The following is a 13,160-nucleotide window of genomic DNA, read 5'->3' as shown; positions in this document are numbered from 1 at the left end:
ACTGTACCTACTAGAAATGATAGGAATAGTTTACATAGTAATTACGTGGTAAATCCCAGTATTCCCAATCACCTTGAGAAATTACATTTTGACGATTCAATACGTTATTGACATAGAATCCAATCGTTTGCGATTCATTAGGGCTGTAGTTTACATGGGCATTCACATTGATGTAATCAGGATTACGTTGTTTATCTCGATTGTAAGCACGAATTCCCCAATAAGAAGCAGCTAAACCGGCTTGCCATTTATCCTTTTCATAATCTAACGCTAGATTTAACTCTAATTTAGGCGCTGTTTGTACCCAGTCTTTTTTATTCACATCTTGTTTTTTAGGATTAGAATAGGATGCACCTACGGTCATGATTAAATCACTAGTCACATACGATTTATACTCGGCTTCAATCCCTGTATTGCGGAATTCTCCACCATTGATACGAATGGTTTTACGATTTCCATCAAGAGGGTTCTCCGCCCAATCAAAAAAGTTCTTAAATCTCATATAATATACGCTAACTTTCCAAGAATCACGTTTATTTGCTTGTTTATAACCGATTTCATAGTTCCAACCTTCTTCAGGTTTCAAATTGCCACCTGGAATTTTAATGTAGTTGGCAACATTTTTATCCTTAAGGTCTGTCACCCATTTGAAAGCGTCATGAATATTCGGCATGGTAAAAGCTTTACCTACATTCGTATAAATGGATTTGGATTCATCAATTTTATACAGTGTTTGCCATTGTGGTGTAAATACATTTTGATTATTAATAGGGTCGTTGATTGCTTGATAACGTCCACCAATAGTAGTACTGAAAGATGGTGTAATTTGGAATTCATAGTTCCCATAAATAGCCACTGTATTACGAGCTGCTGTAACAGTTTTATTCGTTTCAGAAATACCTTGATATGCCTCATGTACACCTTGTACACCTAACACAGCTTTTGCTGTATCATTGTGTAACTTCCACGTATGTTGTGCCTCTGTACCTACTTTATAAGCACCATAATTATATGGGCTTTGTACATACACAGGTGTAGCTAAACTATTACTTTCACCTATTAATCGACGAGTATTAAAGAATACGCTTGCTTTCGTTGTTGCATCATCATAGACGATGGATCCATTATTTTTAATATCACGATAATGCCACTGTTTAGTTTCCGTTAAAGCTGATTTTTTCGCCGTCCATTTTGCCTTTGGTATCGTACTAATTTGTCCATATGTAGAGTCGCTTTGTTGACGCATATAGTTAATTGTTACATAGTCATGTGGTTTCACATTCACCGCTATATTATGAGCATACCCCTTATCGCGTGTATTGTAGTAATCCCGCCCTGTTCTATTTGGAGATGTTCTCGCTTGTGCCCCATAGTACTCTTTTGATGTGGAGATTTCAATTTTCTCAGTACCTACAGTAGCCGCATATTTTTTATAGCCCTCGTTACCAATGCGAGTCTCAACAGTGCCGTGCGCTTTCGTTGGTGTTTTTGTAATTACATTCACAACACCACCTAATGCTTCAGAACCATATTGTGCAGACGCAGCACCACGAACAATTTCAATACGCTCCACATTGTCCATCATCAACCCATTCAAACTGTTTTTACCATCTAGATTGATTGGTGCTCCATTCACTAAGACTAAAGAACTTCTATCTAAACCACGGATATTTGTACGACTTTCCATGCCGCCAAACTCTAATCCTAATGGTCCATAGCTGAAGGTCGTTATACCTGTAGCCTGACCCACTGCATCAAAAATACTCTTTGCTCCAGAGTTTTTCAGATCTGCTTGATCAATAACCGTAACAGATGCTGGTGTTTCTAAATCTTTTGTCTCAAACCGCTGTGCTGTCACAACTACTGGATTTAAAACTGTTACTGACTCTGTTTCAGTCATAGCTTGTGCACTCAATACACTCACTGTTGAGCCAAGTAACCCCGCAAAAATTGCCAAACGTAATGCCTTCCCTTTCATCATTACTCTCCTTACTGTAGCCACTTGCTACTTAACATACTGTGCCTACATGCCCATTGTAGAACACAAATTATCACCTTATATCCTATAAGGCTTCTAACATATGTATTACTTTCAACCTATTCCATTATTTGAAAGAGGTTTTTCTATTTCATCATACTATATATATAGGCCTAAGTAAAATGAATTTTATTTATCAACTATCGCCGTATACCAAAAAGCACCTTCCACAAAGGAAGGTGCTCTTCTATCCGCACACCATGGTGATGTTATTCCTTTACAGATAACAGCTCTCTAAGAGCTTCATATCCATAGATCACCATAGGAATACCTTGTATGAAGTTTATATCTTGTATGTCTTCTGCATGATCTACTACGACACAGATGTCATTAGCACCCGCAAGTTGCAATAGGCGAACACTTTCACCAATCTGAGACGTATCTAATGCATCATTCATAACTACAACGCCTACTACGTTGCGATTAAAGGCTCCTGCCGTAGCTGGTGGGTAGGGATTAAACGGTTCTCCTAAGCGGTAGCCCAATACCACTGTATCCACATCGTAGGATGACACTAAAAGAGCAGAAAAATACCAAGGATTTTCAATATACTCTCCAGGAGTTAGCACACAATTGCCTTCACGATACACCGCCATTGGCCGTGATAAGGTCTTCTTTACGCCCAAAAGACGTTGTACCACGGTTTCCACATGACTATAGGTGCTACCAACCCACAGAGTACTACGCAAGGTATCCACGGTTAGCTCCTTGTAAGAGGAACTACGCTAAACTGTAGCAATTCCGAAAATCCCTGTAATACACTAGAGAGTGATACCTCTACGCTGGAAACATCTCCTGATATCAGCACAGCCCCTGAGAATCGATCAATAAATTCGATATGTACATTCGCTGCTTTAGAGGCCATATCTCCTGCTATGATAGCTGCTTCCCCTGGAGTAATCGTCAAAATACCTACAGCACTACGGCCTTCGCTATCCAAACCTAGTTTACTGTATAAGTCCCGTTTAGGATTCGCCAGCACATGGGCCAATGTGACTTGTTTCCCTGGCACTGACTCTTGAATGATACGTTGCTTATCTAGCATCAGATATACCCCCCTTTCAAATTATAAATGTAAAGCTGCATGTAGCCAGTTAAATGCACCCACTGCTAACAGTGCGCCAATAGTTGGTCCTACAATCGGTACCCATGCATAACCCATGTTAGCAGTTCCTTTATTAGGAAGTGGTAAAATTGCATATGCCAAACGTGGAGTAAAGTCACGAGCAGGATTCAAAGCAAAGCCTGTAGTTCCACCGAAGGAGAAACCGATACTTGCTACAAGGAAACCAATAATAAGTGGTGCTAAACCATCAGCCATCGGTCCCAAGAAAAGTACACAAAAGATGAATAAGAAAGTAGCAATAATTTCAGATAGTAAATTCCAAGCGCGTTCATCACAAGCTGGACCTGTAGCAAAAATACCTACGCAGTTTCCTTCATCTGGGCCAGTAATCTTGAAGTGAGGATAATAATGTAGCATCGTAATTCCTGCTCCAACAAAGCCACCTAATAATTGAGCAATAATAGCTCCCAATACTAACTCAGGAGGGAATAATCCACCCGCTGCGAAAGCAATCGTTAATGCTGGGTTCAAGTGTCCTACCCCACCTAAGTGAACGGCCACATAGACTGCAAATGTAACTGCAAATCCCCAACCAAACATCAAACCAATCCAGTTTGTTTTAATTGCGCTTGTGATTGTATTTTTAAGTAATAATCCAGCGTTACAACTACTACCGAACGCCATTAAAATAGCTGTACCGATAAATTCACTAACATACACTTGTGTAGCATCCATATGTGTTACCTCATATAATACATGTTAATATACGTGTTAAATCTTCTTTTGTGGCTGCATATGGGTTACCTGGGTAGGTACGATCCACCATTGCCTGTTGCACTAATGTAGGGAAGGATTCCTTAAAGGAAACTTCATCAACACCAAACTCTTTCATTGTTATAATGCAACCCACTCGACGCGCTAAAGATTGTGCACATCGTACTAAAGCAGCAATTTGTGCACTTTCATCATCAGATTCGGTGGTTAAGGAGAGTTTTTGTGCAATCGAAATGTATTTTAATTTAGCCGTATTAGAGTTGGCTGCATTATACATAATGACATACGGCAATAGCATAGAGTTAGCTAAGCCATGCGGCACATGGAATTGCCCGCCTAATTGATGTGCTAGGGCATGGGTAATACCAAGACCCGCTTGGTTAAATGCAAGACCTGCCATGCAGGATGCTTCGTGCATCGATGCTCGAGCTGCTTCATCTGTTCCACGCTCTACACATATTGGTAAGTTTTTAATGACTAATTCTATCGCTTTTTCTGCTAATGCATCTGTAAAATTGTTAGCTTCTGTAGCTACTAATGCTTCCATAGCATGCACCAAGACGTCCATTCCACTATAAGCAGTTACCTTGGCCGGCGCAGATTTTACAAAGAATGTTGTCAAAATCGCTTCATCTGGTAATAAACTTTCATCTACCAAAGGATATTTTATTCCTGTTTTTGTGTCTGTGATAACCGCAAAGGATGTAACTTCTGATCCTGTACCACTTGTTGTAGGAATGGCAATAAATTTTTTAACTCCTACACCATAAATAGTTTTACAGAAATAGTTGATTCCTTTCGCTGTATCAATAGCAGAGCCACCACCAATGACAATCATAACTGTGGCTTGTTCTTTATGTAGAACCTCAACTCCTTTAACAATAGAATCAATAGGAGGGTCTGGTACAACATCAGAATACACTACATATGTATTATTGGTATTCACAAAGTTAATCACAGTTTGCAATGCTGGTGTTCCTTCTAGAAAAGGATCACAGATAATAAAAACGCGTTCTCCTTCAAGTACTCGAAGTCTCTCTAAGGCATCTGTTTTGGTACCATTGGTAGAATTTTCGGTTTGTCCCGTAAAAATTTGAGTTTTAAAAGACCATGATTCCATAATTACGCCCCTTGTATATATGATTGAAAAGCTCGTAGTCCTGCGTTCACTATGAGCACATCTTCTTCTACAGTGCCACCACTAATGCCTAGACCACCGATTAGATGATTTCCTAGCATTAGTGGCTCACCACCGCCAAATAAGACTATGGGTCTTTTCACCATCGTCTCAACACCATAAAGAGGAGTCCCTGGTTGCACTATCTGTCCTAGCTTCTCTGTTCCGCATCGAAAAGAGACTGCTGTATAGGCCTTGTTAGGGGCTAGTTCTATGCTCACACCTAAAGCTCGTTCCATACGCCGTTGATACACTAACGATCCGCTAGCATCCACAATAGCAATCACTACAGGAATCCCCAATCGTTTCGCCTCTTGTTCACAGGCTTCAACGACAGTATCCACCACGGATTCAACGGTAATTCCCGTATGTCTCAACCACTGTGCTGCTTGCCCAATGGGGGCAATCCCCTCTTGTGTAGTGGATGGTACGCGCTCTATGTTTGCAATAATGTCTCGGACTGAATCATAAATATCCATGTCCATCCTCCTTACTAAAGGCTATCCTACTATTTAGTCAACAATGTTTCTACATCGTGATGTGGACGAGGAATTACGTGAGTAGATACAACTTGGCCTACGTTACCAGCTGCTACTGCACCAGCTTCTACGGCTGCTTTAACAGCACCAACATCACCACGAACCATAACTGTTACTAAACCAGAACCGATTTTTTCATAACCAGTTAATTCTACATTGGATGCTTTTACCATTGCATCTGCTGCTTCAATAGCTGCTACTAAACCTTTTGTTTCTACCATGCCTAATGCGTTATTCATGATAAACCTCCTTATTTTTTAGAACTACTTTTCTTTTTAGTTTTAGTCGATTTTGTTGATTTCTTAGATCCTGTAGCTTTTGGTGCTACTTCTGTTATAGATGGTGTAGATTCTTCACCAATCACAATGTTTGTTAGCTCAGAAATGGCTTCTGCTATAGTTGCTTCTGTTGTTTCTGCTGGTTCCACTATTACGGTTTCTACCGCTGGGTCCACCTCTCCTGTCACGGGAACAGAAGGTGTTTCTTCCACTGGCGCAGGTTCTACTGTAGCTTCTTCCACAACTTCTGCTATCGGCTCTTCCTTCGCAGGTGCCGTTTCTTCTTGCAAGAATACATCGATAACGGTTTGCGATACTCTTGGAATCACTTTAGAACTTACGAAACAACCCATCTTTTTTGCCACCATAGCGCCTGCTTCAACAGCTGATTGTACAGCTCCCACATCGCCTACTACTTTCACAGTAAACCAACCAAAACCATTAGCTCTATCAATATTTACTACGTGCACGTTAGATGCTTTTACCATGACATCTGACATGGTAATGGCGCCTAACAAGCCTTTTACTTCTAATAGTCCTAACGATTGATTCATATAAGCCTCACTTATCTCAAGCTAAATGCTTCGCTTAATACACAACGACGGATACGACAGAATGATCTTGCACAAGTAATGCCTTCTCCTGTTGGTCCTGCAATGGTAAATGTAGTGTGACCTTCGCCACCTACACCAATACCTGCATAGGATGGAGCATTCTTAACAAAAATTGTAGTTTCTAGTAACCGTGCCATTTTAGATAATTTTTCTAAGTTTTGAGAGTGCATCATTGCTGTATGACGATTTCCCAATTCTGCGTGGTACGCACATTCGATAGCAATGTCTACATTTGGAACTGCTACGATTGGTAAAATTGGCATCATCATTTCTTCTGTTACTAGGTGATGATGTTCTGATGTACGAGCAATGATTAAACGAATGCTGTCATCTACCACAATACCTACTAATGCTAATAAATCTTTAGCCGATTTACCTACAAAGTCTGGATTTGGTTTACCATCTTTCTTAGTTACTTTTTCAACTAATGTATCTAACATAGACATATCAGTAATTTCATAAGCACCATTCTTTTTCATATGGTATACCAATTGATCTGCCACAGATTCCACAACAAATACTTCTTTTTCAGCAATACATGGTACATTGTTATCAAAACTTGCACCACGTACGATATCTTTCGCTGCTTGTTCAATATGTGCTGTTTCATCTACAACTACTGGAGGGTTACCAGCGCCGGCACCAATCGCTTTTTTACCAGATGATAAGACTTGGTTCACAATGCCAGGCCCACCGGTAGCTACTAAAAGTCTTACTTTTGGATGGTTCATCATGCATTGTGTGCTTTCAATTGATGGTTCACGCACCATTGTTACCAAGTTGTTCGGAGCACCTGCCGCTTCTAATGCTTTATTGATCATTTGCACTAAAATGGTAGATACTTTTTTAGCTCTTGGATGTGGGCTGAATACTACTGTATTACCGCCTACGATCATGGAGATAGAATTATTGATAATTGTTTCTGTCGGGTTCGTTGTTGGTGTTATGGCACCAATCACGCCAAATGGACAAAACTCTTCAATTGTTAATCCATCGTGACCTGTCATAGCACGAGTTTCCAGCACCTCTTTACCTGGTGTTTTCACCGCAGCTACTCGGTTTTTAATCAATTTATCACTATATCTACCAATGCCTGTTTCTTCTACTGCCATGAGTGAAATCATTTCTAAATGATCTTTTTGCAACACAGTTTCACGAATGGCATCCACAAATGCATTGCGTTCTTGTAATGAAAAGGCTAACAACTCTCTTTGTGCCACTTCACTAGCATCAATCGCGGCCTCCATAGTATCGAACACGCCATATTCATAGCGAGTTGTTTCCATACCTACGCCTTCTTGTTGTAAATCTTTCACTACTTGTTTTACTATACTTTCAATCATTTCTAAGTTCATTTGTATCTCCTCTATGACTTCGATACAATTCCAATATCACTGTTTTTTATGCGTCCTGCATTCGCTTCATCTACATCAATATGCATTTCTAAAGCAAATTTTGGCGATACTCGAATAATCACATTGGAAAATGTCAGTTCTCGTTCTCCATGCACAGTCACTGTCACCCGTTCTTTATCGACCACGCCCATACGTCTTGCATCGTCAGGATGCATATGGATATGTCGATGCGCTACGATGACACCTTGAGAAATCGTTAATTTCCCTTTCGGTCCTAGTAACGTTATACCTGGAGTTTCCCGTAAATCACCAGATTCACGTATCACGCCTGGTACTCCCAACGTAAATGAATCTGTTAGAGAGATCTCCACTTGTGTATCATTTCTAAAAGGTCCCAAAATACGCACTTTTTCAATACTACCTTTTGGTCCTACTAGAGTTACTGTTTCATTTGCAGCATATTGTCCTGGTTGTTTCAAGTCTACTTTTTTTGTCAGTTCATCTTGTCCAAATAAAACGGTATATGCTTCTTTTGATACATGAACATGACGATTTGAAACACCAATTGGTACGCTACATCTATTCAATTCTTGTAACTTTGCTATGACGCGTTCCGTTACTAAATGTAAATACTCAGATTGTTTCATAGGTTTCCACCAATCCATTAATGACTTGATCTCGATATTGTGAGATTGTTTTATGTTCATGTTTTTTGAAAATTTTACAGAAATAGCTCACATCACTATATCCCAATATGTTGGCAATATAGGATCCGCTCTTTTCCGTCCCAAGTATATATTCCTTCGCTAAATTAATTTTTTTCTTGTGTATATACTGCATAATCGTCATATTTAACTTATGCTTGAATATACGACTAATGTAGCCTTGGCTTACATTACAAGAAACAACTATATCTTTTAAGGAAATATCTTCTTGTATATGTGTGTGAATATAGTAGAGAACATTATGCAAAATGTCTTGTTTCCCTTGATATAGTTTCATAAATAGGAAATCAACCATTTTAAATGTCCATGTACCTAGCCCTTCTGGATATTTTGTATGCATAGGTTCCAACGGTATCTTTCCCTCCATCGTATGTATCATCGATGTGTGGGTGTCTAAGACCTTTTGTTGTACCTGATCTACTAGTGCATACAATTCATTGGCAATTGACTGGCTATTACTATGTTTCTGTGTATACTGACATACTTGGTATAATCTGTCATAGGCTACCTCAAAATCACCTTGCTGAAAGCCTTGTACAATTCCGTCCAACAGATCTAGGGATTCCCCTGTGATCTCTTTTTCTTTGGGTATTCCTTTTTCTGGAATCCATTTATAAAATTCATCCCAGCTAAAAGGTTTATATAAATATCCAATTCCGGAATATTTCATAGTCATTTGGTTAACAGCTTGCATTTCTTTATTCAACATCATTACAATCCGGCATGTTGGATAGGTATAATACATATGTCGAATTATATCACCTGCTTTTTGATGACTAATATCCATTGCTATATAAGCGACAGAAATTATTTCTTCCTTCGGTAAAGAAAGTACTTCTTGATATGTACTAATGCAGATAACCTCCGCTTGCATATGGAGTGCAATTCGCTTTTGTAGTGCTTTCATATGCAACTTATCGGTATCTACCAAAAGTATCTTCATCACAAAATACCTCCTTGTCTTATTCTACTGGATAGGATAACATCACCTGCATCCCACCCTCTGGCAATGGATAACAATGTACTTTAGCAGAAGTGCCATGGTATTCTATAAACGTCTGGTGTAATTTTAAAATAGCTTGACTCATTGGAGATAAGTTTGATTCTATCGTATCTCCATGTATTAATCTCGTCACATCTTGTAGTAATTTGTGTAATACAAGTACTTCATCAGAATGAATCCGCAATGTGTCATCTTCTATAACAATACAGACTTGATCACCTTGAAGCTCTGCATGTAATTTCATGGAAATCTTTGCATGCCCCTCTTGTTGTACTCGTTCAACCACTTGATATACATATTGCCATATACTATAGGATGGTAACATGTAGGGCCATAGACTCTCACCAACATCTATATGCCAGCCTATGTGGCAATCTTCACGATAGTTTAAGAGAGCTACTGTAGATTCGATGCGCGAGCACTCTTCTTTGATACTTGTTTCAAATAAATTATCATGATGAAGTGCCAATACATGAATATAATCGAGAATCGCTGCTTCCGTTTTTTCTGCTTCTTCTACTACAGATAAGCTATCTACTACGCTAAGTAATTTACAGTTACGCACCATATCTACATAGCGCTTATACTTTTCTAGCTCACTTTGTAAACAGCAAATCTTATCTTCTGCTTCTAATACTTCTTTTTCTAATGCTTCTATACGATTTAAATTCTTTTGTTTATTTCTATTCGATACAATTTCATGATTCGTGAGTTGATTAATAATAAACTCCACTAGTTTTGCAATGGACAGCATTTCACAATAGCTATACCGTTTTATATCTGCTAACTCTTCCGGATTCGTAGTTTCGATGTCTTGGTTCACCAATTGCGATCCACCAGGCACCATATTTTTACTCAATCGGACTATTGTATCTGGTACATCATCACATAGAATCTGTCCGCCGATAAATCCGCCTAAATAATGACCATCCACGATAATTGGTATAGCAATTTCTAAAAGTCCGCAAGGACAAATGTAAATGCTCACCTCTTTGTTAGTGGCTGCAATAATCGCACCAGATGCATCGGATAACTTACACAATAATGACGATGTAGGGTTATCTCTTATTTTCTTACAATAGTTGCAAAACCGCGTTGCTTCTGTTAATACATCACCTTTATAATCTACTGTCACAAAAGCTATTCCTGTCACGTTGGCAACCGCTTCTTGGATCCCTTCCAATAAATCATGACCTATGACAGTCATAATATCCAGTCGTGATTCTTCATTTCGATTGTCTTCAAATGTATTTCGTGGCATTCCTTTTCATTACCTTTCTTATACAATATGTAAAATATCTCTACTTATAGTATTCGACAGTAATTGCAAAAATCATGCTTAAAAATATGATTTTTATCATGAAATTTACTCATAGATATTATGTATAAGAACATAGCGTTTCTACATACACGCATCGCCTGCGACGAACTAAATCTTTTGCTGTGATAGCTCCTTCACCAGTGACATTGGCAATTGTGAAAGACGTAGCACCTACTCCACAGATACCAATCCCATCTAAGGAACATCCATTTTTCACAAAGATCGTAGTTCGGAAGGCTTTGGCTGCTTGTCGCAACCGTTCCGTGTCCCGAGAATGAATGCCTGCTGTATGGTGATACCCTTGTTCTGCATCGACAGCAATTTGTAGAGCACTTTCAAAGTTACTAGCTTTCACCACTGTAATCAATGGAGCTAATATTTCCTGTGTCACAAATGGATGGATTTTAACAGTTTCTACAGCAATCAAATCATAGGAACGAGCCGTATGGATTCCTGCATCTTTTAAAATCTCATCTGCCGATTTACCGCCATATTGACGATTCACTTCCATATCTTCAGTCAAGAGAATTTTCGATAATTGCAACATTTCTCCCACTGAATCCACATAATACACATTGAGTCTTTCTAAGGCCTCTCGAAATGCTGGCAATACAGAGCCTACAATAATGACATTTTTCTCCGACGTACAAGTAATATTGTGATCGAAGGATGCACCTTTGTGAATGCAATACGCTGCCCGATCGATATCAGCCGTTTCATCTACCACAAATGTAGGGTTCGCTGGACCTGCTGAAATGACTTTCTTACCACAGGCTAATGCACTTCTAGCTGCATCTGACCCACCGGTAGACAAAATTAATTCCACATCAGGATGATTCATTATTTCATTAAGATATGATAAGGAACAAGTATCTGGTGTAGTAATCAAGTTACATATGCCAAATTTATCTAAAATAATTTTGTTCATTACTTTCGTAATATATTTAGATACTTCCATGGCTCTTGGATGTGGACAATGAATCACTACGTTTCCTGCTGATAACAAACTAATTGTATTATTGATCAACGTTTCACAAGGATTGGTACTTGGATGTATCGCACATACAACACCATATGGAAAGGGTTCTGTTAAGACAATTCCATTTTCCCCTTGCGTAGTTCCTGTAATCAAGTCTTCTGGGCCTGGCGTCTCTTCCAAAGCAAGTTTAATCTTAATCGCCTTATCTTCGGCTTTACCCATACCTGTTTCTTCACAAGCTAGTGTGGCAAATTCTAGACAATAGCCTCGTAATCCTTCACGGATGGCTTGAATTAATTGCTTCCGTTCCCGTAGACTCAACTTTTGATAGATGTGAAATGCTTGTTTTGATGCATGCACAACCTGTGTTACTGAGGAAAATATCCCCCCTTGGGTTCCCATATTTTGCCTCCTTACTAAATAACAACAGAGTCTACAATACCAATGATCGCTAAATCTATGGTAGCACCTTTTCGGTTTTCTTCCACACGTACTGAAGACCCCGTTCCAACTAGCACATATTCACCTACACCAGCCCCTACAAAATCAGCTGCTACTTGTTCTCTATGAGCTGGCGAAAGCGATGCATCGACAGGCTGTACAATCATCAGCTTATATCCTAATAGGGTATCACTTTTTTTCGTTGCTACAACATTACCAATTACTTTTGCTAAATACATGCTTACTCCTATCTCATAGGACTCAATTCATGTGACGAATATGGTCTATGTATTGTATCCCTAATTCAAATATTTTTTGATAGTACCCTTGCACCATCTGTTGGTAGGGACCTGGTTCTTTTCCTGATAAAGGCTCTATGGATGTTGGTAGTACATAGATACTAGCACCTGCTGTAAAAGCTTTCTTTACCACTTCCGACAGATCCGATTGACTATAGCCTAACGCAATATGAATGACATCATTTCTTCCTATATAAGGTAATACTATGCAATCGTGTTCTGTGAAAGCTGGTTCCTCTCCATAGGGATATCGCATAAGAAAAGGATGAATTTCTTTCACTCGGCGTTCCATTTCTGGATCACCATTCTTAGGAACAATGGCATGAACTTGTGTAAAATTACAGGTAGTCAGTTGATTCGCCAGTGCATAATTTTCGTGATGCCACTGTTCATCAAAAACCACATATAATTTTCTTACATTTTGTTCTTGAGATTGTTCTGCTAAAATACGTGCCACCATGTCTTCTAGGAGCCTAGATAGGTCTCTATCTTTCATAGTGCCTCCTCTAAAGTAGTGGCATATAAGGACAGTGCCTCATATGCCACGCTAC

General features: G+C 39.2%; 15 protein-coding genes. All 15 read right to left on the bottom strand.

Annotated elements, in window-relative coordinates; translation table 11 throughout:
* Positions 1 to 10: 10 nt before the first annotated feature.
* On the bottom strand, positions 11 to 1,981 hold the full coding sequence (locus EO122_RS06355) for a TonB-dependent siderophore receptor (RefSeq protein WP_127009848.1): 1,971 nt from the start codon (positions 1,979 to 1,981) through the stop codon (positions 11 to 13).
* Positions 1,982 to 2,247: 266 nt separating this feature from the next.
* Positions 2,248 to 2,736 (bottom strand): EutP/PduV family microcompartment system protein, encoded by a 489-nt coding sequence (locus EO122_RS06350; RefSeq protein ID WP_127009847.1) that lies wholly within the window; start codon positions 2,734 to 2,736, stop codon positions 2,248 to 2,250.
* Positions 2,737 to 2,738: 2 nt separating this feature from the next.
* The gene (eutS, locus tag EO122_RS06345; RefSeq protein ID WP_009353658.1) at positions 2,739 to 3,083 is read right to left on the bottom strand and encodes an ethanolamine utilization microcompartment protein EutS; all 345 of its coding nucleotides are present in this window, start codon (positions 3,081 to 3,083) and stop codon (positions 2,739 to 2,741) included.
* A 21-nt stretch (positions 3,084 to 3,104) separates the two neighbouring features.
* Entirely contained in the window at positions 3,105 to 3,839 is a 735-nt protein-coding gene (locus tag EO122_RS06340; RefSeq protein ID WP_127009846.1) for an MIP/aquaporin family protein, read from the bottom strand.
* 10 nt (positions 3,840 to 3,849) lie between these two features.
* A complete protein-coding gene (locus EO122_RS06335; protein WP_127009845.1) occupies positions 3,850 to 4,998 on the bottom strand; it encodes a 1-propanol dehydrogenase PduQ in 1,149 nt (382 codons plus the stop codon).
* Positions 4,999 to 5,000: 2 nt separating this feature from the next.
* Complete coding sequence (locus tag EO122_RS06330) at positions 5,001 to 5,534, bottom strand: heme-binding protein (RefSeq protein WP_126937832.1); 534 nt, start codon at positions 5,532 to 5,534, stop codon at positions 5,001 to 5,003.
* A gap of 29 nt (positions 5,535 to 5,563) precedes the next feature.
* Entirely contained in the window at positions 5,564 to 5,836 is a 273-nt protein-coding gene (locus tag EO122_RS06325; protein WP_303733696.1) for a BMC domain-containing protein, read from the bottom strand.
* A gap of 8 nt (positions 5,837 to 5,844) precedes the next feature.
* Positions 5,845 to 6,426: a BMC domain-containing protein gene (locus EO122_RS06320; protein WP_127009844.1), complete on the bottom strand. Its 582-nt coding sequence runs from the start codon at positions 6,424 to 6,426 to the stop codon at positions 5,845 to 5,847.
* An 11-nt stretch (positions 6,427 to 6,437) separates the two neighbouring features.
* Entirely contained in the window at positions 6,438 to 7,841 is a 1,404-nt protein-coding gene (locus tag EO122_RS06315) for an aldehyde dehydrogenase family protein (protein WP_127009843.1), read from the bottom strand.
* A gap of 11 nt (positions 7,842 to 7,852) precedes the next feature.
* Positions 7,853 to 8,488, bottom strand: coding sequence for a phosphate propanoyltransferase (locus EO122_RS06310; protein WP_127009842.1), 636 nt, complete (start codon positions 8,486 to 8,488; stop codon positions 7,853 to 7,855).
* The gene (locus EO122_RS06305) at positions 8,475 to 9,509 is read right to left on the bottom strand and encodes an AraC family transcriptional regulator (RefSeq protein WP_240632672.1); all 1,035 of its coding nucleotides are present in this window, start codon (positions 9,507 to 9,509) and stop codon (positions 8,475 to 8,477) included. The genes EO122_RS06310 and EO122_RS06305 overlap by 14 nt, the downstream gene beginning before the upstream one ends.
* Positions 9,510 to 9,528: 19 nt before the next feature.
* Positions 9,529 to 10,830 (bottom strand): PocR ligand-binding domain-containing protein, encoded by a 1,302-nt coding sequence (locus EO122_RS06300; RefSeq protein ID WP_127009840.1) that lies wholly within the window; start codon positions 10,828 to 10,830, stop codon positions 9,529 to 9,531.
* 118 nt (positions 10,831 to 10,948) lie between these two features.
* Entirely contained in the window at positions 10,949 to 12,271 is a 1,323-nt protein-coding gene (locus EO122_RS06295) for an aldehyde dehydrogenase (RefSeq protein ID WP_127009839.1), read from the bottom strand.
* 14 nt (positions 12,272 to 12,285) lie between these two features.
* Complete coding sequence (locus tag EO122_RS06290; RefSeq protein WP_126937825.1) at positions 12,286 to 12,549, bottom strand: EutN/CcmL family microcompartment protein; 264 nt, start codon at positions 12,547 to 12,549, stop codon at positions 12,286 to 12,288.
* A 22-nt stretch (positions 12,550 to 12,571) separates the two neighbouring features.
* Positions 12,572 to 13,105 carry a hypothetical protein gene (locus tag EO122_RS06285; protein WP_127009838.1) on the bottom strand — a complete coding sequence of 178 codons (534 nt, stop codon included), beginning with the start codon at positions 13,103 to 13,105 and terminating at the stop codon, positions 12,572 to 12,574.
* Positions 13,106 to 13,160 lie beyond the last annotated feature (55 nt).

This window comes from Veillonella sp. CHU110 (assembly GCF_003992255.1).
In the GTDB taxonomy this organism is placed as follows: domain Bacteria; phylum Bacillota; class Negativicutes; order Veillonellales; family Veillonellaceae; genus F0422.
The sequence above is the reverse complement of the archived record's forward strand: the minus strand, read 5'-3'. Positions and strand labels throughout refer to the sequence as shown.